Origin of the sequence: Marinomonas vulgaris (genome assembly GCF_018145875.1) — a bacterium.
GTDB classification, from domain to species: domain Bacteria; phylum Pseudomonadota; class Gammaproteobacteria; order Pseudomonadales; family Marinomonadaceae; genus Marinomonas; species Marinomonas vulgaris.
Map to the genome: position 1 here is coordinate 17,366 of NZ_JAGSSV010000004.1, position 24,898 is coordinate 42,263.

General features: G+C 45.8%; 25 protein-coding genes. 23 read left to right on the plus strand and 2 right to left on the minus strand.

Features of this window, described 5'->3' with window-relative positions:
* Positions 1-106 precede the first annotated feature (106 nt).
* Entirely contained in the window at positions 107-1,015 is a 909-nt protein-coding gene (locus J9B83_RS04745; RefSeq protein ID WP_211535595.1) for a DMT family transporter, read from the plus strand.
* Here J9B83_RS04745 and J9B83_RS04750 read toward each other — a convergent pair.
* Positions 1,012-1,623, minus strand: coding sequence for a TetR/AcrR family transcriptional regulator (locus J9B83_RS04750; RefSeq protein ID WP_211535596.1), 612 nt, complete (start codon positions 1,621-1,623; stop codon positions 1,012-1,014). The genes J9B83_RS04745 and J9B83_RS04750 overlap by 4 nt on opposite strands.
* Positions 1,624-1,742: 119 nt before the next feature.
* Between J9B83_RS04750 and J9B83_RS04755 the strand changes: the two genes are divergently transcribed.
* Positions 1,743-3,764, plus strand: coding sequence for an NADPH-dependent 2,4-dienoyl-CoA reductase (locus J9B83_RS04755; RefSeq protein WP_211535597.1), 2,022 nt, complete (start codon positions 1,743-1,745; stop codon positions 3,762-3,764).
* Positions 3,765-3,810: 46 nt separating this feature from the next.
* On the opposite strand, the gene J9B83_RS04760 is transcribed toward J9B83_RS04755, so the two are convergent.
* Positions 3,811-4,335 carry a flagellar basal body-associated FliL family protein gene (locus tag J9B83_RS04760; protein WP_211535598.1) on the minus strand — a complete coding sequence of 175 codons (525 nt, stop codon included), beginning with the start codon at positions 4,333-4,335 and terminating at the stop codon, positions 3,811-3,813.
* Positions 4,336-4,613: 278 nt separating this feature from the next.
* On the opposite strand from J9B83_RS04760, the gene iscR reads away from it, so the two are divergent.
* The 21 genes from iscR (at position 4,614) to J9B83_RS04865 (ending at position 24,795) form a co-directional block, all read left to right on the plus strand.
* Positions 4,614-5,102 carry a Fe-S cluster assembly transcriptional regulator IscR gene (gene iscR, locus J9B83_RS04765; protein WP_211535599.1) on the plus strand — a complete coding sequence of 163 codons (489 nt, stop codon included), beginning with the start codon at positions 4,614-4,616 and terminating at the stop codon, positions 5,100-5,102.
* 74 nt (positions 5,103-5,176) lie between these two features.
* The gene (gene sufB / locus J9B83_RS04770; RefSeq protein WP_211535600.1) at positions 5,177-6,613 is read left to right on the plus strand and encodes a Fe-S cluster assembly protein SufB; all 1,437 of its coding nucleotides are present in this window, start codon (positions 5,177-5,179) and stop codon (positions 6,611-6,613) included.
* Positions 6,614-6,626: 13 nt separating this feature from the next.
* Positions 6,627-7,412: a Fe-S cluster assembly ATPase SufC gene (gene sufC / locus J9B83_RS04775; protein ID WP_211535601.1), complete on the plus strand. Its 786-nt coding sequence runs from the start codon at positions 6,627-6,629 to the stop codon at positions 7,410-7,412.
* 3 nt (positions 7,413-7,415) lie between these two features.
* The gene (sufD, locus tag J9B83_RS04780; RefSeq protein ID WP_211535602.1) at positions 7,416-8,675 is read left to right on the plus strand and encodes a Fe-S cluster assembly protein SufD; all 1,260 of its coding nucleotides are present in this window, start codon (positions 7,416-7,418) and stop codon (positions 8,673-8,675) included.
* 12 nt (positions 8,676-8,687) lie between these two features.
* Positions 8,688-9,905, plus strand: a complete 1,218-nt coding sequence (locus J9B83_RS04785; protein ID WP_211535603.1) for an aminotransferase class V-fold PLP-dependent enzyme — start codon at positions 8,688-8,690, stop codon at positions 9,903-9,905.
* 9 nt (positions 9,906-9,914) lie between these two features.
* Positions 9,915-10,265, plus strand: coding sequence for a HesB/IscA family protein (locus J9B83_RS04790; protein ID WP_211535604.1), 351 nt, complete (start codon positions 9,915-9,917; stop codon positions 10,263-10,265).
* A 3-nt stretch (positions 10,266-10,268) separates the two neighbouring features.
* Positions 10,269-10,799, plus strand: a complete 531-nt coding sequence (gene sufT / locus J9B83_RS04795; protein WP_211535605.1) for a putative Fe-S cluster assembly protein SufT — start codon at positions 10,269-10,271, stop codon at positions 10,797-10,799.
* A gap of 116 nt (positions 10,800-10,915) precedes the next feature.
* Complete coding sequence (locus J9B83_RS04800; protein WP_211535606.1) at positions 10,916-11,341, plus strand: SufE family protein; 426 nt, start codon at positions 10,916-10,918, stop codon at positions 11,339-11,341.
* Between the two features lie 58 nt (positions 11,342-11,399).
* Positions 11,400-12,554, plus strand: a complete 1,155-nt coding sequence (locus J9B83_RS04805) for an IscS subfamily cysteine desulfurase (protein ID WP_211535607.1) — start codon at positions 11,400-11,402, stop codon at positions 12,552-12,554.
* A gap of 153 nt (positions 12,555-12,707) precedes the next feature.
* Positions 12,708-13,115, plus strand: coding sequence for a nucleoside-diphosphate kinase (ndk, locus tag J9B83_RS04810; RefSeq protein ID WP_024022239.1), 408 nt, complete (start codon positions 12,708-12,710; stop codon positions 13,113-13,115).
* 145 nt (positions 13,116-13,260) lie between these two features.
* Positions 13,261-14,376 carry a 23S rRNA (adenine(2503)-C(2))-methyltransferase RlmN gene (rlmN, locus tag J9B83_RS04815; protein ID WP_211535608.1) on the plus strand — a complete coding sequence of 372 codons (1,116 nt, stop codon included), beginning with the start codon at positions 13,261-13,263 and terminating at the stop codon, positions 14,374-14,376.
* Between the two features lie 43 nt (positions 14,377-14,419).
* A complete protein-coding gene (locus J9B83_RS04820) occupies positions 14,420-15,142 on the plus strand; it encodes a tetratricopeptide repeat protein (RefSeq protein WP_211535609.1) in 723 nt (240 codons plus the stop codon).
* Positions 15,143-15,146: 4 nt separating this feature from the next.
* The gene (locus J9B83_RS04825; protein ID WP_211535610.1) at positions 15,147-16,142 is read left to right on the plus strand and encodes a RodZ domain-containing protein; all 996 of its coding nucleotides are present in this window, start codon (positions 15,147-15,149) and stop codon (positions 16,140-16,142) included.
* An 8-nt stretch (positions 16,143-16,150) separates the two neighbouring features.
* The gene (ispG, locus tag J9B83_RS04830; protein WP_211535611.1) at positions 16,151-17,263 is read left to right on the plus strand and encodes a flavodoxin-dependent (E)-4-hydroxy-3-methylbut-2-enyl-diphosphate synthase; all 1,113 of its coding nucleotides are present in this window, start codon (positions 16,151-16,153) and stop codon (positions 17,261-17,263) included.
* A gap of 9 nt (positions 17,264-17,272) precedes the next feature.
* A complete protein-coding gene (gene hisS, locus J9B83_RS04835) occupies positions 17,273-18,547 on the plus strand; it encodes a histidine--tRNA ligase (RefSeq protein ID WP_211535612.1) in 1,275 nt (424 codons plus the stop codon).
* An 82-nt stretch (positions 18,548-18,629) separates the two neighbouring features.
* Complete coding sequence (locus J9B83_RS04840) at positions 18,630-19,271, plus strand: YfgM family protein (protein WP_211535613.1); 642 nt, start codon at positions 18,630-18,632, stop codon at positions 19,269-19,271.
* On the plus strand, positions 19,271-20,407 hold the full coding sequence (gene bamB, locus J9B83_RS04845) for an outer membrane protein assembly factor BamB (protein WP_236037120.1): 1,137 nt from the start codon (positions 19,271-19,273) through the stop codon (positions 20,405-20,407). The genes J9B83_RS04840 and bamB overlap by 1 nt, the downstream gene beginning before the upstream one ends.
* 95 nt (positions 20,408-20,502) lie before the next feature.
* Positions 20,503-21,840 (plus strand): ribosome biogenesis GTPase Der, encoded by a 1,338-nt coding sequence (gene der, locus J9B83_RS04850; protein WP_211535614.1) that lies wholly within the window; start codon positions 20,503-20,505, stop codon positions 21,838-21,840.
* A 205-nt stretch (positions 21,841-22,045) separates the two neighbouring features.
* The gene (gene rimK / locus J9B83_RS04855) at positions 22,046-22,951 is read left to right on the plus strand and encodes a 30S ribosomal protein S6--L-glutamate ligase (protein WP_211535615.1); all 906 of its coding nucleotides are present in this window, start codon (positions 22,046-22,048) and stop codon (positions 22,949-22,951) included.
* On the plus strand, positions 22,951-23,973 hold the full coding sequence (locus tag J9B83_RS04860; protein ID WP_211535616.1) for a succinylglutamate desuccinylase/aspartoacylase family protein: 1,023 nt from the start codon (positions 22,951-22,953) through the stop codon (positions 23,971-23,973). The genes rimK and J9B83_RS04860 overlap by 1 nt, the downstream gene beginning before the upstream one ends.
* 189 nt (positions 23,974-24,162) lie before the next feature.
* Entirely contained in the window at positions 24,163-24,795 is a 633-nt protein-coding gene (locus tag J9B83_RS04865; RefSeq protein WP_211535617.1) for a hypothetical protein, read from the plus strand.
* The last annotated feature ends 103 nt before the right edge of the window (positions 24,796-24,898 follow it).

Here is a 24,898-nt window from a genome sequence, read left to right on the forward strand (position 1 = left end):
TTTTATTATCCAAATAACTAATACTAAATGTAAATATATCATTTTATCTAATAAAAAGAAGTGGCTAGACTGCACGCAAATTAAAGCAATAGGAAGGAGAGTCACAATGTCAGGTCGTACCGTCAGCAGCGCTATTTTAGTGTTGGTATTAGGCAGCTTTTTTGCCACCTTGTGCGATGTTTTTATCAAAATGGCAGGCCCAGATGTCGCTGTGTTTCAGTTGACGTTTTTTCGTGCCGTTTTTATGTGCATGATCTTGCTTCCAATCGCTTTGTTTAAATATCAACGAATGGAAAAATCAACGGCGCTCATAGGCATTAAACTGCATTTTTTACGTGGTAACTTATGGGTACTAGCTGGTGTGCTGTTGACGATTTCATTGGCCGCTTTGCCACTTGCCACCGCCAATGCGGTATTTTATACAGCGCCTATTTTTATCATGTTGCTGGGGGCTTTTTTCTACAAAGAACGTTTGAGCATTCATGTGATCGCAGCGGCATTGCTGGGCTTTGTGGGTATCTTGATCATTTTAAGGCCTACTGAGATCACCTTTGGCATGATCAGCGCGATATTGTTTGCCGTGGTGTTAGCAGCAAACAGTCTGTTGATCAAAAAAATACCGCAAGAGCAGAGCATGATGTATGGGTTATGCATCACTCAATTGTTTGCCTTGCCATCGGCGGGTGCACTGGCATGGTGGGAAGGAGCGAGCTTTGACCCTGATATTCTCATCTTCGCCGCCCTATCATCGGTGTGTTCTATTTCGTACAGCGTGGCATGCTTGGTTGGGTATCGTTATGTGGCGTCAAGCCAAGTTACCAGCGCGGAATACTCCGGTTTGATTTTTGCCTTTTTGCTTGGCTGGTGGTGGTTCGGTGAAACCCCAGATTGGGCGGTGTTTATCGGCTCTTTATTCGTGATTCTGCCTCTGTTGTATTTGAGCCACCAGGACATTAGGCGCATCCGCAGAAGTCAATCTATGACCAATACACGAGCCAATTTAAGTGCGGGTTAGTTCCCCGCACAGAGATTTTTGATCATTTGTTCGCGCATTTGCACTAAATCAGATTGGTCTAAATAGATACCATCAATGAACAGGCGAGCCAAACCATGCAGGCTCGCCCACGTGGTTTGACCGATTCTCAGGGGCGTGTTGTCGCTGGGAAGAACCGCTTCCTTTTGTAATTCTGCTACCCATTCTAACCATGTCTTAAAGGTTTGCTTTGAGGCGGCTTTTAATGATTCACTCGGTTCTCCTGCTTTCCACAGGGTTCTGCCATACATTAAATCGTAAGTTTCACTGTTCTCCAGAGCGTATTCTAAATAGCTTGCTACATAGTGTTCGAAGGCGTGTCTTGAGTTTTGTGCGCTCAATTGAGATTGGTTCAGTAACAACAGCAAGCGTTGCTCTTGTTCACGAAAGCTCATCTCAGCCAATGCGCACAGCAGAGCATTTTTGTCTTTAAAATGATGATAGGGCGCGGTACGAGATACGCCGACTCGATCAGCTAATTTGCGCATACTAAGACTTTCAACACCTTGCTCTTTAACGATCTGTGAGGCTGCGCTAAGTAATGAGGTGGTCAAATCACCATGATGATAGTTTTTCTTTGATGTCGTCATGCAGCGATTAAAGCGACAAATCTTGACAATGTCAAAATTGATATTTATCTTGACGGTGTCAACATAATAAAAAACATCATTTTGACCTTCTAAAAACAATAAATAAGGCGAGCCTCATTATGAAACCATCTGTTTATCCGCATCTCTTTCAGCCCCTCGATCTTGGTTTTACGCAATTAAAAAATCGTATCATCATGGGGTCCATGCACCTTGGCCTAGAGGAAGCAAAAGGCGGCTTTGAGCGCATGGCTGTATTCTATGCGGAGCGTGCCAGAGGCGGTGTGAGCTTGATTGTCACGGGTGGTATTGGGCCGAACGCAGAAGGCGGCGTGTATGCTGGGGCGGCTTTGATGGTCAGTGATGAAGATGTGAAGAGTCATCGTCTTGTTACCGACGCCGTACATGCCGAAGATGGAAAAATTTGTATGCAGATCCTTCATACCGGGCGCTATGCGTACAATCCTAAATTGGTTGCGCCGTCGCCCTTAAAAGCTCCCATTAACCCTTTTTCACCTCATGAATTGACGGCTGAAGAGATAGAGCAACAAATTGACGATTTTGTTCGTGCGGCAGTGTTGGCTCAAAAAGCGGGTTACGATGGTGTGGAAGTGATGGGCTCAGAAGGGTATCTGATTAACCAATTTGTCGCCACACGCACTAACCAAAGAGACGACGATTGGGGCGGCGATTACGATGATCGTATCCGTTTACCTTTAGAAATAGTACGACGAATTCGAGCGTCGGTGGGCGAGCATTTTATCATTATTTATCGTCTGTCCATGCTGGATTTGGTTGAGCAAGGCAGCAGTTTGGACGAGGTGATTGAGTTGGGGCTAGGAATCGAAAAAGCCGGCGCCACTTTGATCAATACCGGGATTGGCTGGCATGAAGCTCGCGTTCCGACCATAGCGACTAAGGTGCCAAGAGCAGCGTTTACTTGGGTGACGGCGAGATTACGACAAGCTTTACATGTGCCGCTGATCACCTCTAATCGAATTAACATGCCAGAAGTGGCAGAGGCCGTGTTGGCTCGAGGCGATGCGGATCTAGTGTCTATGGCTAGACCTTTTCTCGCTGACCCTGAATTTGTTGTGAAAGCCGAGCAAGATCGAGCCGACGAAATCAACACCTGCATTGCCTGTAACCAGGCCTGTTTAGACCACGTGTTTGATCACAAAATGACGTCTTGCTTGGTAAACCCCAGAGCCTGCCATGAAACCGAAATTATTCTTACGCCTACCGATACGCCAAAACGCATCGGCGTTATCGGCGCTGGCCCTGCTGGCTTGGCGTTTGCGGTCAACGCGGCGAAACGCGGTCATCATGTGACCTTGTTTGATGCTGCTGAAGAGATTGGTGGTCAATTTAATATCGCCAAACGCATTCCAGGCAAGGGTGAGTTTTACGAAACCCTGCGCTATTTTGCTCGTCAAATTGAATTGACGGGCGTAGAGCTACAACTCAACACCCGGATGGATGCGGATTTGCTCGCTGATTTGGCGTTTGACGAGGTAGTGATGGCGACGGGCATAGTGCCAAGACCATTAAGTATAGATGGTATCGATCACCCTAAAGTGCTGAGTTATCTTGATGTCATGCAGGGGCAGCCAGTTGGAAAGCGTGTGGCGGTTATTGGTGCGGGTGGCATTGGTTTTGATCTGTCTGAATACTTGATCCACTCCGCCAACAAGCAAGACGCGTCTATAGAAGCTTTTATGCACCAGTGGGGTGTCGACATGACGATGACGGCTCGTGGCGGTATGGAAGGAATCAAGCCGGTATTTAAACCGGCTACGCGTGAAGTGTTTTTGCTGCAACGTAAAAAGAAAAAAGTCGGTGCGACCTTAGGTAAAACGACTGGCTGGATTCATCGCACCGAACTACAGAAAAAAGGCGTTACCATGTTGTCCGACTGCGAGTACCTTAAAATTGACGATCAGGGCTTACATCTTTTGGTAGCGGGTGAAGCCCAGTGTTTAGAAGTCGATAATGTGGTGATTTGTGCTGGGCAGTTACCCAACAAGACTTTAGGTGAGCCGCTTGCAAGCCCAGTGCATTACATCGGTGGCGCGGATGTGGCGTCTGAATTAGACGCCAAGCGCGCGATTAAGCAAGGCACCTTGCTTGCTCTTGAACTTTAGCCGTATCTGCCATTAGCAGAAGGGTTAGCGAGCAGCATCACAGATATTACTGTGATGCTGTATCGTTTGGCTCGCCGGTTTTGAGAATGGCTAGCAAATCTTCTCGTTGAATACTGCCTTTTAATGCCAAGTCCAGTTGATACTGGTATTCGTTATTCCAGTCTGTGGTTCTTGGCACCAAGCTTGATAAATCCTCCATGGAAGACTTCATCACTTTTAAATACGCCTGAATGTTTTGCTCTTGATTGATTAAGATGTTTTTAAGCGCCGTGGCGCTACTGTGTCTCAAATAAAGCTTTAAAATGTCATTCTGTTCTTCGATGGCTTGGATTTTCTTATTTTGTTGTGCCATCGAGGTTTCGAGCCCTGTGAGCAGCTCACCTTGTTCAGTGACTGTTATTTCTAAAGGAGAGGCGTTTGCTGAGGGTTGCATTAAAAAGAAAGTCACCCCAGAAGAGGCGCCAACACTCAACAAAAAGCAAAGTACAAACCCAAGTGGTAGCATCAGCGACTTTTTCTTTTTGGGTGTGTCGTCTTCTGGTTTTTCGTCGACAGCAGGTTTTGATGCCATATTATTTCCCCCTTTATTGGACTCAATTTCTGTCGTAATTGTGTCCTTATTTACTTAAAAAGAACAAGGCTTTTATATCAGCAAAGTGTTTCTGATTTTTTTATATAAGATGTTCACAGTTTTGTTTTGGCGTAAGTCCACGTAAAATAGCGCACGATTTCTCGGAGTAATGTGAAAAAAGATGAATAACCTACTAATTTAGTCGGGTAAATACTTGATAAAAACAGTAGGGTTTGTGTACTATTTGTTCCAACAGAATAATCTCAATTGGATAGCTTATGCGCCTGACAACAAAAGGTCGTTATGCGGTAACCGCCATGCTGGATCTGGCATTGCATTCAGATCAAGGCCCCGTGTCTTTATCTGATATTTCAAGCCGCCAAGGAATATCTTTATCTTACCTTGAGCAGTTGTTTTCAAAACTTCGTAAAAAGTCTTTGGTGAACAGCGTTAGAGGTCCTGGTGGTGGGTATCGATTGAATCGCTCTAACAGTGACATTTATGTTGCACAAATAGTCGATGCTGTGAATGAGTCTGTCGACGCAACCGGATGTAAAGGGCGCAGTGATTGCCAAAGCGGCAATACTTGTTTGACCCATCATCTTTGGTGTGACTTGAGCGACCAGATTCACGATTTTTTAAATCAAATCAGTCTAGAACAGCTAGTGCGTCGTAGTGATGTACGCCAGGTTGCTGAGCGGCAACAATTTGAAAACCGACAACGAAGTATTGAGAGCGACAAAATCAGTGCTGCAATCCTTGATTGAGTAAAGAATTAATGAATTGAACATAATGCACTGAATTCACAGTGCGTTCGTTCCTTTGATAAGTGAGTTTTTATATGACTGAGCAGATAGATAAAGCGCTGGCACGGGAATACGAAGCGGGCTTTGTGTCTGATGTAGAATCAGAAACCTTTGCCCCTGGTCTAGATGAAGATGTCATTCGACGTATCTCTGCCATGAAGGGTGAGCCTGAGTGGATGCTAGAGTGGCGTTTGAGTGCGTTTCGTGAGTGGCTCGAAATGGAAGAACCTGATTGGGCGCTGGTGGATTACCCGAAAGTCGACTTTCAGGCTATTTCTTATTATTCCGCCCCTAAAAGCATGAAAGACAAGCCTAAATCGTTAGATGAAGTAGACCCTGAATTGCTTCGTACCTATGAAAAACTAGGTATTCCGCTTATTGAGCAACAAATGCTGGCGGGTATTGCGGTTGATGCTGTTTTCGATTCTGTGTCAGTTGTGACTACGTTCCGAGAGAAATTAGAAGAAGCGGGTGTCATCTTTTGTCCTATTTCAGAAGCGATTCACAAACACCCTGATTTGGTCAAAAAATACATTGGCAGTGTCGTGCCTAAAAAAGACAACTACTATGCAGCGCTTAACTGCGCCGTTTTCACGGATGGATCTTTTGTTTATATTCCAAAAGGCACTCGTTGCCCGATGGAGTTGTCCACTTACTTCCGTATTAATGAGCAAAACACAGGGCAGTTTGAGCGCACCTTAATTATTGCCGACGAAGGCAGCCATGTCAGCTATCTTGAAGGCTGCACCGCCCCTCAACGTGATGAAAATCAGTTGCACGCGGCCGTGGTTGAATTGGTGGCGATGGACAACGCCGAGATCAAATATTCGACCGTGCAAAACTGGTACCCTGGCGATGAAAATGGCAAGGGCGGTATCTACAACTTTGTGACCAAGCGTGGCATTTGTCACACCAGTGCCAAAATTTCTTGGACACAAGTGGAAACCGGTTCTTCAGTGACTTGGAAGTATCCAAGCTGCATCTTAAAAGGCGATAACAGCGTCGGTGAGTTTTATTCTGTCGCCTTGACTCGTGGACGCCAGCAAGCCGATACCGGTACTAAGATGATCCATCTAGGAAAAAACACCAAATCCACCATTATCACCAAAGGCATTTCGGCAGGTCGCAGTAATAACAGTTATCGCGGATTGGTCAGAATGAATCCAGGCGCACACGGAGCACGTAACTTTACTCAATGTGATTCCTTGTTGATTGGTGATCAATGTGGTGCTCACACCTTCCCCTATGTGGAAAGCCGTAACCCTTCGGCGATCATTGAGCATGAAGCCACTACCTCTAAAGTAAGCGACGAACAGATGTTCTTGTGTCGTCAGCGTGGTCTTGATCCTGAAAAAGCCGTGTCCATGATAGTGAACGGTTTTTGTAAGGAAGTATTCAAAGAACTGCCCATGGAATTTGCCGTTGAAGCGGGCAAATTACTAGAAATAAGCCTTGAAGGCTCTGTAGGTTAAGGAATTATTAAAAATGTCGAACACCAAGAGTTTGTTGACGATACAAGATTTGCACGCCAGCGTAGAAGAAAAGAAGATCATTAAAGGTCTGAACCTAGATGTAAAAGCTGGTGAAGTGCATGCCATTATGGGGCCAAATGGCGCCGGCAAAAGTACACTAGGCTATGTGTTATCCGGCCGTGATGGTTACAGCGTTGAAAGTGGCTCTGCTACGTTAGATGGAAAAGATCTGCTAGAGATGGAAACCGAAGAGCGCGCTCGCGCTGGTTTGTTTCTGGCTTTTCAATACCCAGTTGAGATTCCAGGCGTAAGCAATTTAGAGTTCCTGAAAGCGTCTGTAGATGCTCAGCGAGAAGCCCGTGGCGAAGATGCTATTACCTCTGCAGAATTTTTGAAAGAAGCCAAAGCCGCTTGCAAACAAGTGAATTTGCCGGTGTCTTTCTTAAAGCGTGGCGTTAACGAAGGCTTTTCAGGTGGTGAGAAAAAACGCAACGAGCTTATGCAGATGTTATTGCTTAAGCCAAAGCTTTGTATTCTTGATGAAACTGATTCTGGTCTGGACATCGATGCTCTTCAAGTGGTTGCCGAAGGGGTAAACAGTCAGCGTTCTGCCGATCGTAGTTTCATCGTCGTGACCCATTACCAGCGTCTGTTGGATTACATTAAGCCCGATTTTGTGCACGTATTATCCGATGGCAAAATCGTTAAAAGTGGCGATGCTTCTTTGGCGCTTGAGCTAGAAGCGCAAGGTTACGCTTGGTTGCAAAAAGAGCCAGCCGAAGACGAACTTGAGGGGTAAAGCATGAGTGAATGGTTAGACAGCGCCATCGCTCGAGCGCAGGGAATAGACGATTGGTTAGCACCAAAGCGTGCCCACGCCCTTGACCTTTTGGCGAAGACTTCATGGCCAACACGCAAAACAGAAGCGTGGCGTTACACGCCGCTTCGACCTGTTGAGCGTTCAACGGCCAAAGCAATTACTGATACGGTTACCTTGTTGCCTACTGCCATTGCAGACTTTTCTGCTATTGAATTGGTGTTTGCCAATGGTAGGTTTGACGCTTCACAATTGGAGTCAAACCTACCCGAAGGTTTGTCCGTATCCTTAGGTCGTGATCTGACAGAAGCAGAACAGTCTGCCGCGCTAGGTGTATTTTCTACTATCAAGCCAGAGCGTCATATTTTTGGTTTGGTGAATGATGCGCTAGCAGAAGACGTATTGGTTGTCTCTGTGGCCGAAGGCGTACAAATTGACCAGCCTATCCGCATCAGCAGTTTGCTAAGCGAAGGCGCTGAATCTCATACCCGAGTACAAGTTAATTTGGCGGCAGGCTCCTCGTTAACCGTTATCGAAGACGTGCAATCCCATGGCGACAGTTTGCTTACCGCGTTTGTTGAGTATCAGGTAGCGGCCAATGCCATACTTGAGCATTACCGTTTTGCCTTGCAAACCGGCAACAATATTGCCATTGGTGGTAGTCATTTTAATCTTCTCGATCATGCCAAAATGCACAGTACCATCGTAGGGTTTGGTAGTGATTTGTCTCGTTTGGATACCGACATTATTCATGCGGGAAAATACGCCGATGCTAAGCTGAATGCCATGTATCTGCTTGACGGCAAAGAATTATTTGACCTGCACGCCACGGTAGAGCACGCCAGTCCGAATGGCACCACGGAAGAAAACGTCCGTTGTATCGTAGCTGACCGTGCCCGTGCTGTGTTTAACGGTCGTATCCACATTCACCCAGATGCACAAAAAACCTTGGCTGAGCTGAATAACCGTAATTTGTTACTGTCTGACAAAGCAGAAATCAATACCAAGCCAGAGTTAGAAATTTATGCCGACGATGTGAAATGTGCCCACGGTGCTACCGTGGCGCAAATCGATAAGCAGGCGTTGTATTACTTGCAAACCCGTGGTGTAAGCCGAGCTAGAGCACAAGTTATGCTGAATTTTGGCTTCATTAACGAGTTGATTGATTTAATGCCAAATGCAGCGTTAGCGGAATGGGTTCGTCCTATGATTCGCGAACGTTTTCTGCAAATGGAAGTTAACTAAGGCGAGAATCGAATGAGTTTTGATGTAGCGGCTATCCGTGAACAGTTCCCGATTTTGAAGCGTGAGATCGATGGTAAACCTTTGGTGTATCTCGATAACGCGGCGACAACACAAAAACCACAATGTGTAATCGATGCTCTGGTGGATTATTACACCACGTGTAATTCGAACGTACACCGTGGCGCTCACCGTTTGGCGGATGAAGCAACACGTCGTTTTGAAAATGCGCGTGACATTGTGAAAGTCTTCTTGAACGCCCCTAAGCGTGAAGAAGTGATTTGGACCTCTGGAACCACGGAAAGTATTAATATTGTGGCCAATGGCTTGGGGCAGTTGTTGTCTCCAGGCGATGAAGTCATCACTACGGGCATGGATCATCATGCTAATTTGGTGACATGGCAGCAAGCTTGTAAGGCGTCTGGTGCGATTTTAAAAACCGTACCAGTAACCGACGATGGCGAGCTTGATCAAGCGGCTTACGACGCGCTACTCAATGATAAAACTAAATTCGTGGCTTTTCCTCATGTATCCAATGCATTGGGCACTGTGAATCCGGTTAAAGCCATGACCGCCAAAGCGAAGCAGGTGGGCGCTTGGGTTTTAGTTGATGGCGCACAAGGCGCGGCACATGGTTGGGCAGACGTTCAAGACATTGGCTGTGATTTCTATGTGTTCTCTGGCCATAAACTTTATGGCCCTATGGGTGTTGGTATTCTTTGGGGGCGTGAATCCGTTCTTGAAAGTTGGCCTGTATGGCGCACTGGTGGTGAGATGATTGCTACTGTGACCTTGCAAGAGTCTACATGGAATGTATTGCCTTACCGTTTTGAAGCGGGCACACCAAATGTGGGTGATGCCATTGCCCTAGGTGAAGCCATTCGTTGGTTTAGCGCTCTTGATCATGATGCGGTAATCGCTCATGAAGAAGCCTTGCTGGATCACGCTACGGCATTAGCAAAAGACTTTGATGGTCTGACGATTATCGGTAATGCCAAAGAAAAAATTGGTGTATTGAGTTTCGTGCTCGACCAAGGCCACCCTGCGGACATTGGTTTTCTGCTCGACCGCCAAGGTATTGCCGTGCGTACGGGCGATCACTGTGCGCAGCCGCTTATGGCGCGCTTTAATGTGCCTGGAACGGCTCGTGCGTCTTTCGCTATTTACAACACAATAGAAGAAGTTGATGCCTTATTTGTCGCATTGAGAAAAGTGCGATCCATGTTGGCTTAGGAGAGTATGATGACAGTCGCAACATTTGATCCTGTCTCTAGCGTGTCTTTAACCGCTTCTGCACAGAAATATTTTGCTTCAAAGCTAGTAAAACAACCCGGTAAATTGATCCGACTTAGTACCAAAGAAAGTGGCTGTACAGGGTTTGCTTATGTGCTGGACATCGTAGACGCCGCTTTACCAGAGGACACAGTGTTGGCTTTTGGTGAAATCAATCTTGCGGTAGCGTCCCAGTCTGTTGGCATGTTGCAAGGCACCGAAATTGACTTGGTACGCGAGGGCGTAAACGAAGTCGTCAAATTCAAAAACCCTAACGTTGTAGCTGAATGTGGCTGTGGCGAAAGCTTTAGTGTGAGTTAAGTCATGCAAAAAATGGTAGTGACAAATCGTGCTTGCCCAGCGCGAAGAGTGCCCAGCGGTGAGCCGACGAGCATTCCAGAAGGTCAGTTTATTACAATCAATCAAAGCCTAGGTGGTAATTATACCGTTACTTGGCAAGGTAATATGCTGCGCATCGATGGCACCGACGCTGAAGCCATTGGCCAAGAACCAGAAGTGTTAGATTTTGAAGATAAAGGCACAGGATCGATTGATGTCGAGCAAGTGTGGCAAGCTCTAGACAGCATTTATGACCCTGAAATCCCTATTAGCCTAGTGTCCCTTGGTCTGGTTTATAAAGTGTCCGTTGATCAAGTGGAAAATACGGTCGGCATCGATATGACGTTGACCGCACCAGGCTGCGGCATGGGGCCTGTATTAGTAGGTGATGTGAAATACCGTGTTGCTAAAGTGCCGAATGTGAAAAGTGTTTCGGTAGACTTAGTATTTGATCCACCTTGGTCTCGTGAAATGATGAGTGAAGAAGCGCAACTGGAAGCCGGACTTTTTTTCTAGTGGTCGCATTTTGATCGCTTCGGTCATTGCTTAAAATCGCATACAATAATAAACGGCCTTAGTGGTTTGCTAAGTGCCGTTTTTGTTTGAATAGACTCAGTGCAAAAGAGGTTCTCATGGCGTTACCTAGTACGGAAGACATCGTAGACGATTTGTCATTTTTTGACGATTGGGAAGATAAATATAAGTACATCATTGATTTAGGAAAATCCTTACCTGAATTTGATGAAGCATGGCGTACTCAAGAGCGTTTGGTTAAAGGTTGTCAAAGCAGCGTGTGGATTCAACCTGGTAACGAACAAGATCCGCTCAAGGGTGAAGTCTTGGTGTTTTCAGTTGACAGTGACGCCATCATTGTTCGAGGGTTGCTGGGTTTAGTGTTAGCGGCATTGAACAAAAAAACACCACAGGAGATTCTGGACTTTGATATAACGGCGTATTTTGAGGAATTGGATCTTGAAAGACACCTTAGCCCAACCCGTGGCAATGGTTTGCGTTCAATTGTGAATCGTATAAAAGGTATCGCACAAGCCGCGGTGTAAGGGTTCTGTTGATGGCTTGCTGTTTTTCTGTGTTAAAGATTGTTTTGGAGAGCGTTACATGAACACCCCGGTTTATCTTGATAATTCTGCCACTACGCCGGTTGACCCAAAGGTTGCTGAAAAAATGATGGCATGCCTGACCCAAGATGGGAACTTTGGAAACCCGGCGTCCCGTTCGCATTTGTTTGGTTGGCGTGCGGAAGAAGCGGTAGAAGAGGCTAGGTTGCAGGTCGCCAATCTTATCAAAGCCGACTCCCGTGAGATTGTTTGGACATCAGGGGCAACCGAAGCTAATAACTTGGCGCTTAAGGGTGTGGCGCATGCTTATCGTCAAAAAGGTCGACACATTATTACCTCGATGATCGAGCACAAGGCGGTGTTGGACCCTTGTAAACAGCTTGAAAAAGACGGTTTTGAGGTCACTTATTTACGGCCAGATGTGCATGGTGTGATTTCACCAAGTCAGGTTGAAGAGGCCTTGCGCGACGATACTATTTTGGTGTCCTTGATGCACGGCAATAACGAATTGGGTGTATTAACAGACATTGCAGCAATTGGTGAGATGACTCGAGCTCGTGGTGTGTTTTTCCATGTGGATGCGGCGCAGACCACAGGTAAGGTGGCTATCGATGTGAACGCCATGAAGGTCGATTTAATGTCCTTGACCGCCCATAAAACCTATGGGCCAAAAGGCGTTGGTGCCTTGTATGTTCGACGTGCCCCAAAAGTGAAGCTTGAGGCACAAATTCACGGTGGTGGCCATGAGCGCGGTATGCGTTCTGGTACATTAGCCACCCATCAAATTGTGGGTATGGGTGAGGCATTTTATTTAGCGTCTAAACACATGACAGAAGACTCTGCTCGAATTAGTGCGCTACGTGAGCGTCTATGGTCGTCTTTAAGTGAATTGCCAGGTGTTCATTTGAACGGCGATGCGCAACATCGAGTGGCGGGTGTGATCAATGTGGGCTTTGCGGACGTGGATGGCGAAGTTTTGTTGATGTCTTTGAGTGATGTGGCGGTGTCTTCGGGTTCTGCTTGTACATCGGCCAGCTTAGAGCCTTCTTACGTACTACGGGCGATTGGCTTATCAAATGAGTTAGCGCACAGCTCGTTGCGTTTGTCTGTTGGGCGCTTTACCACAGAAGAGGAAATTGATTTTGCGGCAGACACCATTAAAAACGCCGTCAAGGCCTTAAGGGCAACGAAGTGACAAGGTAAATACGCTTTTTATCGTACTGAAGATAAATAATCTTCGTTAGATCGTACAATTTTCATAAATAGCTGCGTATAATATGCGCGCTAAAGTTTTATGTCCTGAGTCATGCAAAGCGTGTCTCTTTTTTACTTATTTTGGAGTTATACCATGGCGTTAGAACGTACTCTATCTATCATCAAGCCAGATGCTGTTGCTAAAAACGTAATCGGTGAAATCTACACTCGTTTTGAGCGTGCTGGTTTTAAAATCGTTGAAGCGAAAATGATTCAACTAGACGACGAATTGGCTGGCGGTTTTTACGCTGAGCACAAAGAGCGCCCTTTCTACAAAGATTTGGTTGCTTTCATGACGTCTGGTCCTGTTGTTGTTTCTGTTCTTGAAGGTGAAGGCGCTGTTCTTCGTCACCGCGAACTAATGGGTGCAACTAACCCTAAAGAAGCGACTGCTGGTACTTTGCGTGCAGATTACGCAACGTCTATCGATGCAAACGCTGTTCACGGTTCTGATTCTGTTGAATCGGCAACTCGTGAAATCGCTTACTTCTTCGGTAAGTAATTGACAGCTAGGACCTTTATGTCCGAACTGATTTGTAAAAGCGGGCGTTAGCCCGCTTTTTTACAGAGGCTTCTGAAAAGACCGTTCTTTTCAGAGGCTTTTTTCGTTTACACTTAACGCTATACACAGCAAGCGACATTGAATTATGACTGACATCAAAAAAATAAACCTACTAGGTTTGTCCCCAGAAAAACTGATCGAGTTTTTCGAATCCATTGGCGAAAAGAAATTCCGCGCGACTCAGGTGATTAAATGGATTCACCAAAAAGGTGCGGAGAGTTTCGACGAAATGACCGATGTCAGTAAGGCTCTGCGCGCTAAGTTAGAGCAAATTTGTGAAATTCGTGGCCCAGAAGTGGTGTCGCAAAATATTTCCGCGGATGGCACCCGTAAATGGATTATTCGCACAGAAGGCGACAAAAACGACTGCGTTGAAGCTGTGCTGATTCCTGATGGAGACAGAGCGACCTTGTGCGTGTCGTCTCAAGTGGGTTGTTCATTGGATTGCAGTTTTTGCTCAACCGGTAAACAAGGGTTTAACCGTAACTTGACCCCTGCTGAGATCATTGGTCAGGTGTGGATAGCGATAAAATCCTTCGGCCCTATGGACCCCAATGGCCCTCGTCGTGTGACCAACGTGGTAATGATGGGTATGGGTGAGCCTTTGATGAATTTTGAACCCGTAGTCGATGCCATGATTCTAATGATGCACGATCATGCATACGGTTTGTCCAAGCGCCGTGTGACTTTGAGTACATCTGGAGTGGTGCCAAAAATTTATGAATTGGTCAAACGTACTGATGTCTCTCTGGCGGTATCTTTACACGCGCCGAATGACGCTCTGCGTAACGAATTGGTGCCAATTAATAAAAAATACCCGATTGCTGAATTACTCGAAGCGTGCCAGTTCTATTTGGCGAATCTGCCAGACAAACGTCACATCACCATCGAATATACCTTGATGTCTGGTGTGAACGATAACGAAGAGCAAGCTCATGAGTTGGCGGAATTGTTGCAAACATTGGAATGTAAAATCAACTTAATTCCGTTTAATCCTTTCCCGCATTCTGGTTATGAAAAGCCATCGAACAACCGCACACGTCGTTTTCAAAAGATTCTGGCCGATGCTGGTTATACTGTGACGGTAAGAACTACCCGTGGTGATGACATTGATGCAGCATGTGGTCAATTGGTTGGGGACTTTCACGACAAAACTCGCCGCAGCCAAAAATACATTGAACTAAGAGAGATCAATAGCTAGTGTAAATATTTACTATAATTCTGTGTAAGACAAGGATGTCTGTATGCGATTTAAGTGTTGGGTGCTGTTATTATTCAGCCTACTATGTGTTTCTTGTGCGTATCAAACCGTGCCTGCTCGGTCTTCAAATGTTGACGAATCCGAGCGATTATCGGTTGCTCAAGCGCATTTATTATTAGGGCAATGGTCCCTGGCCAAAAGTCAATTAGACAGAATAAAGCGATCCCGCCAGGATGCGTCTTATTGGCGGTTGCTGAGTTTGTATTGGTTGAGTGTCAAGCAATACGATGAAGCGCTTGCAGTTCATGAAACGGCGTTGCAAAAATACCCTGATGACGACTTTCTATGGAATAATTATGGGGTCGTATTGGGAGAGCAAAAACAGTGGCAAGCTTCTTGCGAGGCGTTTGAATTCGCCAATAAAAATAGCGCATTTAAGCGTCAATCGGTACAAATTAACCTTTCACGCTGCGCACTGCGTCAGGAACGCGTAAACTTAGCTGAAATCTATCTACAACACGCAAAAGAAATTGCCGATTTGCCCCTGATTGGTTTGATGACGGAGCTCAATCTTGTTTTAATACAGGGCAATATTGACAATGCTCGCCTACTTTTTAAAAACATCCAGGCTGATAAAGAAATTGCCCGAGGATCGGTGCATTTCGATGAATACAATTGTCTGTCGTGGCACTTAATAGCACACGAGACTGACCTTACACTGTATTCGTCTGCGAGCTATTTTACATGCCTGAACGGCTCAAGGTAACAACATGACAACTGAACCACAAACGGATTCTTCTATAGATGCTCTCTACACTGACGCGATAAATATTGGTGATACGCTAAAAGAGAAGCGCTTAACATTACAACTAGACGAAGAAGACATTGCCAAGGCACTGAAAATTCCACTTGATCAAGTTCGTGCCCTTGAGGCCAACCAGTTTAATTATTTTCGCTCAATAACCTTTGCTCGCGGCTTCCTAAAAAGCTACTGCCGAGTGCTCAGTATTGATTCTAATCCCATATTGGAAGCCTTTGATGCAGAACAAAAAACGCCTGAAACCACATTAAAACCCGTCGACAAAGTAAACAAGCAAACCAATTTGGGTGATCCCATTGTGATTTTGATCTCAGTGGTCATTGTAGCCGTGTTGGTCTTTTTGGTTTTTTGGTGGCCATTTCAAACCACAAAAAGCAGTGAGTCTGGTTTAGCTTCAGAGCAAATTAATGAGGCAGTGGAGCCTCAGATGGATACTGATGACCTTGCTTTAGAGGGGGAAGACTTAACATTACTGACTGAATCAAACGCGGCTGTCGAAAGTCAAGGTAGTGAAACGCTCGATAGTGACCTATTAGCGCCCAGTAAGCCATTGAGTCTGCTTGATAATGGTGATGTCGTGACGGGACTTTCTGCCGAGACCATGGCGATTTTAGAAGAAGCTGGGGTTAATCCAAGTGAAGTCGTGCGTGCAACCGCAAAAGTGGCGCCAGAACCCACTCCTATGGAACCTACACCACCTTCGTATTCTGAAGATATTGTCATTGCTTTTGAGGCGGACTGCTGGACTGAAATACGCGATGCAAGCGGGCGCATCTTGTTTTCTGGTGTGAAGACAGCTGGTAACGAATTGACGTTAACTGGTAAAGCCCCTTACCGCGTAGTATTAGGTTATACCGATGGTGTGACCTCTGTGATTTACAAAGGCGAAGAATTTGATTTTTCTTCTTTTACCCGCAATGGATTAGCTCGATTTGAGCTCAAGTAGAGACTCTTATGCATTTTGAATCCCCGATAAAACGCCGACATTCACGCCAAATTATGGTTGGGAATGTGCCTGTTGGTGGTGGCGCGCCAATCAGTGTTCAGAGTATGACCAACACAGAAACTTGTGATGTGGATGCTACTGTGGCGCAGATTCGCGCCATTGCTGATGCTGGTGCGGACATCGTTCGTGTGTCTGTTCCATCTATGGAGGCGGCGGAAGCTTTTAAGAAAATTCGCGAGTCAGTGTCTATCCCTTTGGTTGCAGACATTCATTTTGATTACAAAATTGCTTTAAAAGTAGCGGAATACGGTGTGGATTGTTTGCGTATCAATCCGGGTAATATTGGCAATAAAGACCGTATTCGAGCGGTTGTGGATTGTGCCCGTGATAAGAATATCCCTATTCGTATTGGCGTGAATGCTGGCTCGCTCGAAAAAGATCTGCAAAAGAAATACGGTGAGCCTACCGCGGACGCGCTTGTTGAATCAGCGTTTCGTCAAATACAGTATTTTGACGAGCTGGATTTTCATGAGTACAAACTTAGCTTAAAAGCGTCAGATATTTTTATGACAGTAGACGCGTACCGGAAAATTGCTAATCAGATTGATAACCCTTTGCACCTTGGCATCACCGAAGCCGGTGGTTTACGCTCCGGTACAGTGAAGTCTTCCATTGGTCTTGGTTTGCTGCTCATGGATGGCATTGGCGATACGTTACGAGTTTCTCTTGCCGCAGATCCTGTTCAGGAAATCAAAGTTGGCTGGGATATGTTGCGCAGTTTGAAACTACGTAATCGTGGTATTAACTTTATTGCGTGCCCGAGCTGTTCACGTCAAAATTTTGATGTGATCAAGACTATGAATCAGCTGGAAGAGCGATTAGAAGACATCGTCATTCCCATGGATGTGGCTGTTATTGGTTGCGTGGTGAATGGTCCAGGCGAAGCCAAAGAAGCCGATATAGGTTTGGCTGGTGGCTCACCAAATAACTTAATCTACCAAGACGGCAAACCGAACAGCAAAACCAAAAATGAAACATTGGTTGATGACTTAGAAAAAATGATTCGTAAAAAGGCCCTCCTTAAAGAACAGGAATTGGCCAATATTATTGTAAAAAATTAAGGATCCATTGTGGCTCGTAAAATTCAAGCGATCAGGGGCATGAACGACATTCTGCCTGATCAATCTTCGGTTTGGTTGTATTTAGAAAAAACCGTGGCGGAAGTGGTTAAGTCTTATGGATATCAGCAAATTCGCTTTCCAATAGTTGAAAATACGGATTTGTTTAAACGTGGCGTGGGTGAAACCACAGATATCGTTGAAAAAGAAATGTACACCTTTGAAGACCGCAATGGTGAGTCGTTGACTTTACGGCCTGAAGGCACGGCAAGTTGCGTGCGTGCGGCGGATCAAGCGGGTTTGTTGTTCAATCAAACACAACGTTTGTGGTACATGGGTCCTATGTTTCGTTATGAGCGTCCGCAAAAAGGCCGCTATCGCCAGTTTCATCAAATTGGTGTGGAATCTTTTGGTATCGCATCAGCGGATATAGACGCGGAATTGATTATTTTATCGGCGCGTTTGTGGAAAAAGCTGGGTTTGCTGGAGCATGTTGAGTTGCAACTTAACACCATCGGGCTAGCCTCTGAGCGTGAAGCTTATAAAGCGGCTTTAGTGGAATATTTAACTGAGTTCAAAGAGCAGTTAGACGAAGACAGTCAGCGCCGCTTGACCACAAATCCACTGCGCATTTTGGATTCTAAAGACGAGGCGACTCAAGCTGTATTGCAAAAAGCGCCTAATTTGGAAGATTTTATTGGCGAAGAATCTCAAGCGCACTTTGAGCGTTTGCGTGCTATTTTAGCGGCGAACGGCATTGCTTCCGTGATCAATCGTCGTCTGGTGCGTGGGCTTGATTACTACGGCAAAACGGTTTTTGAATGGGTAACTACGCATCTCGGTTCTCAGGCGACCGTATGTGCCGGTGGCCGTTACGATGGTTTGGTTGAGCAGTTAGGTGGTAAAGCCACACCGGGAGTGGGTTTTGCCATGGGCGTCGAGCGCCTTGTGTTGTTATTAGATACGCTGAATTTGATCCCTGATGAAGCGAAATTCTCAACCGACGTGTTTGTAATCAGCATGGGTGACGACGCTGAGTTGGCTTCTTTTGTAATGGCTGAGCAGTTGCGTCATGCCATTCCTAATTTGGTGGTATTGCGTCATTGCGGTGGCGGGAATTTTAAGAACCAAATGAAAAAGGCCGATAAATCGGCTGCACGCTTCACTATTATTTTGGGTCAAGATGAAGTCGAGCAGCAAGTGTGTCAGGTGAAAGATATGTCAAGCGGAGAGCAACAAACACAGCCGCTTGACAGCGTGGTTGAGTACATTCGCAGCAAACTGTAATACCTGTTGCTAACGCTATAATTGGATAGCATAGCGCGCTGTTTGTTTATGGATAAGCGGCGCCTTGAATGAGGAATTAATTGTGTCTGATTTGAAGACAGAAGAAGAACAAATCGAAGCGTTTAAAGCTTGGTGGAAGAAAAACGGTGTCATGCTGGTGATCGCTATCGCGCTTGGTTTAGGTGGTTATTTTGGCTTCCAAGCATGGAAAGCCAGTCAAGAGAACTATACCAGTGAGGCGTCTTCTTTGTACCAGAACTTGGTACAAGCCGCGGCGGATTTAAGCGATGAAGACAACCAACAAACGGTTACTTTTATCGCCAATCAACTGTCTGAAGACTATGGTGATACAGGTTATGCCATGTTTGCGCAATTGTTTCTAGCGCGAGTGGATGCAGAGCAAGGTAACTTTGATGGAGCGATTGACGCACTAGATAGCGCTATAGCGAAAACAGACGATGTGACCTTTGTGTCTATTGCTAACTTGCGTGTTGCTCGCCTGATGTTGCAAAAAGAAGCGTACGATAACGCCATGTCACGAGTCGAGAAAGTATCTGCCGATGAGTTTACTGTGCAAAAGCAGGAGTTGATTGGTGATGTATTACTGTCACAAGGCGATCGTGATGGTGCACGTGTCGCTTATGAAAAAGCCAGCCAAGCATTGGGTGCAGGTGTTAGTCATCCTCTACTTGAAATTAAACTTAAGGATTTGGTGAAAGGCTAATGATGAGCAAGTCTCTGTTTTCTGTCGTACTGCTTGCCGCTCTGGCGATCCAAGGTTGTTCCAATGCTCGTCCTGATTTGCCAAAACCACCTTCTGTAGAAAGCAAGGTGGACTTGAAAAAGTCATGGCGTACTGGTGTTGATGGTGACTTTGGTGAGACCAGTGAACGCTTTAATCTAGTGGCTGAAAGCGGCTCGCTTTTTTTGGTCACGCAAGAGGGTACTCTTTACGAACTTGGCCAAGAGAAAGGCAAGGAAAAAGACACTTATGAAACCGGGTTCAATGCCAGCTCAGGAGTGACGCGCCAGGGAGATACTCTGTACTTTGGTACATACGATGCTCAATTGCTTGCGGTATCAATGTCTAATAAAACTATATTATGGCAAAAAACGCTCAGTTCAGAAATTTTGTCTGAAGCCACCTACGCGGCAGGTAAATTGGCCGTGCAAACGGCTGATGGTTGGTTGAATGTGCTGGACGCAACAACAGGAGAAACGCTATGGCGTGCAAAGGAAGATTTGCCTTCGCTAACAGTTCGTGGTACAAGCGCACCGGTTATTGCACAAGGTAAGGTAATGGCTGGGTTTGCCAATGGCAAATTGAATGCCTATTCCTTGCAAGATGGCCGCACTCTCTGGAGTTATGAGGTGGGTAAGCCAGAAGGGCGTTATGAAATTGAGCGATTAAGCGACATTGATGGTCGTTTGGTCGTAAAAGAAAACGTTGTTTATGCGGTCGCTTATAATGGCACCTTGGTGGCTTTATCCATCGAAAGCGGTCGACCTCTGTGGCAACGCAGCATATCCAGTTCTGTTGGTGTAGCGGTAGAGGGCGAGTTGCTGATTGCCGTCGATATGAAGAGCAATGTGATGGCCCTGAATGCGAAAAATGGCACAGAAGTATGGGAAAATACCCAGCTTGTGGATCGCGATTTGATTACGCCGACGTTTTTTAGAGACTACGTGGCTGTGATGGATCGTGGTGGTTATGTGCATTTACTTGACCTGATCACAGGCGAAATCGCTGACCACAGAATGGCTGATAACGATGTTCCGCCTGGAAGCCGAATGGTGGCCAGTGATAAAAAATTGTTTATTCTTACGCCGAGCGCTAACGTGACGGCATTGAGCTATTGAAATCAGTCTTGATTTTCATATAGCGAATTTTTAAAGGGGCTGCCATCTCTTGTGAAAGGGATGGTGGCCGCTTTGGTATTTTTATAGGTAAAAAAATGATTCCAGTTATTGCATTGGTAGGTAGACCCAATGTTGGCAAATCCACGCTCTTCAATCAATTGACGAGATCCCGTGATGCTTTGGTTGCCGATTATCCAGGCTTAACCCGTGACCGTAAATACGGCGATGGTAAGCTTGGAGAACATGAATTCATTGTAATTGATACCGGTGGTATCAGCGGTGATGAGCAGGGCATTGACGAAAAAATGGCTCGACAGTCTTTATTGGCGATTGAAGAAGCCGACGCGGTTTTGTTCCTTGTTGATGGTCGTCATGGTTTGAATCCTGCGGATGAAATGATTGCCAATCATTTGCGTCGTTCCAATAAGCCTATTTCTCTAGTGGTTAACAAAACCGATGGTATTAACGAAGACATTGCGTTAGCCGATTTTTACTCTCTTGGTTTTGGAGAGTTACACCCAATTGCCGCCTCACATGGTAAAGGGGTTCATGTTCTGATTGATAAGGTTATGTTGCCTTTTGCCGAACAGGTTGAGGAGGCGAAAAGTCAAATCAGTCTGGAGTCACGAGGTATTCGTATTGGCGTGGTAGGCCGTCCAAACGTGGGCAAGTCCACCTTGGTGAACCGCATGTTAGGGGAAGACCGTGTTGTTGTGTACGACATGCCGGGCACCACACGAGACAGTGTGTATATTCCTTATATTCGCCACGACAAAGAATATACTTTGATTGATACAGCGGGTATTCGTCGTCGTAAGCATGTCAAAGAAGCGGTGGAAAAATTCTCCATTGTCAAAACCTTGCAGGCTATCCAGGATGCCAATGTGGTGATTGTGGTGATCGATTCCCATGAAGACTTAGTTGAGCAAGATTTGCACATGATTGGCTACGTGTTAGACGCGGGGCGCGGCGTGATCATTGCCATTAATAAATGGGACGGCCTGAAAAAAGACGACCGTGAACACATTAAGAGCGAAGTAGAACGCCGCCTAGGTTTTGTTCCTTATGCCAAAGTGCATTATATTTCTGCTCTACATGGTACTGGTGTGGGCGATTTGTACGATACTATTCAAAGCACTTACGACTCTTGTTATGCCAAATGGTCAACCAACCGTTTAACGCGGATTTTGGAAGATTCCGTGGCGGAGCATCAGCCGCCTATGGTCAACAGTCGTCGTATTAAGTTGCGCTATGCTCACCAAGGTGGGTCGAATCCGCCTCGCATTGTGGTGCATGGCAATCAGACAGATTCTTTGCCTGGCAGTTACAAACGCTATCTGGAAAACAAATTCCGTACCGTGCTCAATATTACTGGCACGCCGATTACGTTTGAATTTAAGTCGTCTGAAAACCCATACGCACCTAAAAAATAACACTCAATAGCAGCGTGCTTTTAAGTGCGTCATAAAAATCCTCAATGGCTTTTCTAAACTAAGCCCTTGGGGATTTTTTTGTGTTTTTTGCACATAAATATAGAAAATCGCTTTCTAATTGTAAGGTTATTTACTATTCTCGCGCCAAGGACATTCCCGTTTTTTTGAAGCGTTCTCGCTTTCTTCTTTTGTTCAAAGGACATCTATGAAAATCGCAATTCTTTCTCGTAATCCTCGACTTTACTCTACCCGTCGATTGGTTGAGGCAGGTGAAAAGCTTGGCCATGAAGTGGATGTCATCGACACAATGCACTGCTACATGGACATTACCAGCAGCAATCCATCAGTGCGATACGATGGTAAACCCTTACCAAAATACGATGCGGTGATTCCACGAATTGGTGCGTCTGTGACCTTTTATGGTACAGCTGTGGTCAGACAATTTGAAATGATGGGCACTTACAGTATCAACGAGTCGGTAGCGATCAGTCGCTCTCGCGATAAACTGCGCTCTTTACAGTTGATGTCTCGTAAAGGTTTAGGTTTGCCTAAAACGGGTTTTGCTCATCATCCTGATAAAATTGGCGACTTGCTGAAAAACGTCGGTGGTGCACCTGTAGTGATCAAGTTGCTAGAAGGAACACAGGGAATTGGTGTGGTATTGGCGGAATCGAATAAAACCGCTGAATCGATCATCGAAGCTTTCATGGGGTTAAAAGCCAACATTTTGGTGCAAGAATACATCAAAGAAGCCGGTGGGGCCGACATCCGCTGTTTGGTTGTTGGTGGTAAAGTGATCGCGGCGATGAAACGACAAGGAGCAGAAGGCGAGTTTCGCTCAAACTTACACCGTGGCGGCACGGCCTCACTGATTCGCTTATCGCCGGAAGAGCGTCGCACCGCCGTTGAAGCGGCCAAGGTCATGGGGCTAAACATGTGTGGCGTGGATATTTTACGTTCCAACAACGGGCCTTTAATCATGGAAGTGAACTCGTCACCTGGTCTAGAGGGGATTGAAACCGCCACAGGCAAAGACGTTGCTGAGATGATTATTCAACACATTGAGAAATCCGCCTTGCAGGGTAGCACCAAGACCAAAGGAAAAGGCTGATGAGCGACGATATTCTAACCATTGGTGACGTTGAGATTCCACTGGGTGGTACAGCGCGTATTAAACTGCCGATGGTGAAACTTTACACCGACACCAATATGTCCATGCCGGTGTTTGTGAAGCGCGGCAAACGTCCAGGCCCTACCTTGTTTATTAGTGCGGCCATTCATGGTGATGAGTTAAATGGCATCGAAATCATCAGTCGCATCATTCAGAGCAAATCCCTAGAAAATATTCGAGGCACCTTGATTGCGGTACCTGTGGTGAACGGTTATGGCGTGTTAAACCAAAGCCGCTATTTACCTGACCGCCGAGATCTTAACCGGTCTTTTCCTGGCTCTAAAAGAGGGTCATTAGCAGGACGCGTTGCCGATCGCTTTTTAAGTGAAATTGTCTCAAAAGCGGACTATGGCATCGACCTTCACACTGGCAGCTTGCATCGTACCAATTTGCCACAAGTGCGAGCCAACTTGGATGACGCGGAAACCCTAGCCATTGCGAAAGCCTTTGGGGTGCCGGTCTTGATGAACTCGAACCTACGTGATGGCTCTTTGCGAGAATGTGCCAACGACGTGGGCGCAAAAGTAATCTTATACGAAGCCGGTGAAGCGCTGCGCTTTGATGAGTTGTCAATCCGTGCTGGTGTGAAAGGCGTGGTCGGGGTGATGCGTTATTTGAGCATGTTGCCAAAATCGCGTAGTAAAAAGTCCTTATCCGAACCACGAATTGCTCGTAGCAGTAGCTGGGTGCGAGCCACTGACAGCGGTTTTACGTCTCACATTAAGGCTCTTGGGGATCTGGTGGAAGCGGGCGATGTATTGGCTGAAATCAAAGACCCATATGGCGCTATTTTAGACAAGGTCGTGTGTAAAAATGGCGGTATTATCATTGGCAAGCAAAATATTCCTTTGGTGCAAGAAGGCGAAGCCATGTATCACATTGCTCACTTTACCTCACCCGATGAAGTGGCTGGGCACGTGGAAACCATGCAAGACGAATTGATGGATCAAGGTTTGTCGTAGTTATTATCGAGCATAAAGGTAATTCCTTTATGCTATTTTTGCCATAACTTGTATGTTTACCTGCTCTAAAAGTGGATATATAAAGGCAAAATAAGCGAATAAAGTAATAATCTTGTCATTGCTTTCTGAACGTGTTTTTTTCATTTATTTTTCATTAAACTTCCCTGAATTAACCTTCAGGGAAGCATCATGTTTATTTTACGTAGTCTTATTTACCTTTTCGGCATGGCGGGTATCGCACATCTCATTTCGTTGGAGGGCTATCAGCTCTTGTCCGATGCTCAATACTCAGAACATTCCTTAACGGAGTACCTGCAAGACGGCTTTACTTTATTAAGCTGTGTGTTGTTTCTTATTGCAGCGAAAATGGATGAGAGGCTGCATATGTCATCCACCTTGCTAGCTTGTCTGATGGCGATGATGTTTGTACGTGAATCGGATGCCTTCTTAGATGCCCATGTTTTTGATGGTGCTTGGCAGCTTATTGTTACCTTGATTATTATTTACGCGATTGTGTTTGTGTGGGGGCGTATCCCAGCCGCTTATCAGTCACTAAAAGCGTATTCCATGCAGCCTAGCTTTGGCATTTTTGTCGCTGGGATTGTGGCGGTTGTCGCCTTTTCTCGCATGATGGGGCGGGGTTCTTTTTGGCAGGCAGTGATGGGCGACTCTTATATGCGAGTCGTGAAAAACATTGTTGAAGAAGGCATTGAAACCTTCGGTTATTCATTGATTGTGATTGCAGCAGTGGAATTAACGTTAGTCTGTGTTCGACTTCACAGTAAGAAGAAATCACCTTACTTCATGGCGAAACACGCCTAAGTAATTGCTTAAGTAAGCATTAACCTAAATAGACATTTAATAGACGAAAAAAACCTTATGAAATCGCTTTACATGAAGCGACCACATAAGGTTTTTTTATGGC

What these genes read in the sequence shown, in the direction of transcription:
- J9B83_RS04745 (WP_211535595.1), top strand. Translation starts at nt 107, where the DNA reads ATGTCAGGTCGTACCGTCAGCAGCGCTATTTTAGTGTTGGTATTAGGC.
- J9B83_RS04750 (WP_211535596.1), bottom strand. Translation starts at nt 1,623, where the DNA reads ATGACGACATCAAAGAAAAACTATCATCATGGTGATTTGACCACCTCA.
- J9B83_RS04755 (WP_211535597.1), top strand. Translation starts at nt 1,743, where the DNA reads ATGAAACCATCTGTTTATCCGCATCTCTTTCAGCCCCTCGATCTTGGT.
- J9B83_RS04760 (WP_211535598.1), bottom strand. Translation starts at nt 4,335, where the DNA reads ATGGCATCAAAACCTGCTGTCGACGAAAAACCAGAAGACGACACACCC.
- iscR (WP_211535599.1), top strand. Translation starts at nt 4,614, where the DNA reads ATGCGCCTGACAACAAAAGGTCGTTATGCGGTAACCGCCATGCTGGAT.
- sufB (WP_211535600.1), top strand. Translation starts at nt 5,177, where the DNA reads ATGACTGAGCAGATAGATAAAGCGCTGGCACGGGAATACGAAGCGGGC.
- sufC (WP_211535601.1), top strand. Translation starts at nt 6,627, where the DNA reads ATGTCGAACACCAAGAGTTTGTTGACGATACAAGATTTGCACGCCAGC.
- sufD (WP_211535602.1), top strand. Translation starts at nt 7,416, where the DNA reads ATGAGTGAATGGTTAGACAGCGCCATCGCTCGAGCGCAGGGAATAGAC.
- J9B83_RS04785 (WP_211535603.1), top strand. Translation starts at nt 8,688, where the DNA reads ATGAGTTTTGATGTAGCGGCTATCCGTGAACAGTTCCCGATTTTGAAG.
- J9B83_RS04790 (WP_211535604.1), top strand. Translation starts at nt 9,915, where the DNA reads ATGACAGTCGCAACATTTGATCCTGTCTCTAGCGTGTCTTTAACCGCT.
- sufT (WP_211535605.1), top strand. Translation starts at nt 10,269, where the DNA reads ATGCAAAAAATGGTAGTGACAAATCGTGCTTGCCCAGCGCGAAGAGTG.
- J9B83_RS04800 (WP_211535606.1), top strand. Translation starts at nt 10,916, where the DNA reads ATGGCGTTACCTAGTACGGAAGACATCGTAGACGATTTGTCATTTTTT.
- J9B83_RS04805 (WP_211535607.1), top strand. Translation starts at nt 11,400, where the DNA reads ATGAACACCCCGGTTTATCTTGATAATTCTGCCACTACGCCGGTTGAC.
- ndk (WP_024022239.1), top strand. Translation starts at nt 12,708, where the DNA reads ATGGCGTTAGAACGTACTCTATCTATCATCAAGCCAGATGCTGTTGCT.
- rlmN (WP_211535608.1), top strand. Translation starts at nt 13,261, where the DNA reads ATGACTGACATCAAAAAAATAAACCTACTAGGTTTGTCCCCAGAAAAA.
- J9B83_RS04820 (WP_211535609.1), top strand. Translation starts at nt 14,420, where the DNA reads ATGCGATTTAAGTGTTGGGTGCTGTTATTATTCAGCCTACTATGTGTT.
- J9B83_RS04825 (WP_211535610.1), top strand. Translation starts at nt 15,147, where the DNA reads ATGACAACTGAACCACAAACGGATTCTTCTATAGATGCTCTCTACACT.
- ispG (WP_211535611.1), top strand. Translation starts at nt 16,151, where the DNA reads ATGCATTTTGAATCCCCGATAAAACGCCGACATTCACGCCAAATTATG.
- bamB (WP_236037120.1), top strand. Translation starts at nt 19,271, where the DNA reads ATGATGAGCAAGTCTCTGTTTTCTGTCGTACTGCTTGCCGCTCTGGCG.
- der (WP_211535614.1), top strand. Translation starts at nt 20,503, where the DNA reads ATGATTCCAGTTATTGCATTGGTAGGTAGACCCAATGTTGGCAAATCC.
- rimK (WP_211535615.1), top strand. Translation starts at nt 22,046, where the DNA reads ATGAAAATCGCAATTCTTTCTCGTAATCCTCGACTTTACTCTACCCGT.
- J9B83_RS04860 (WP_211535616.1), top strand. Translation starts at nt 22,951, where the DNA reads ATGAGCGACGATATTCTAACCATTGGTGACGTTGAGATTCCACTGGGT.
- J9B83_RS04865 (WP_211535617.1), top strand. Translation starts at nt 24,163, where the DNA reads ATGTTTATTTTACGTAGTCTTATTTACCTTTTCGGCATGGCGGGTATC.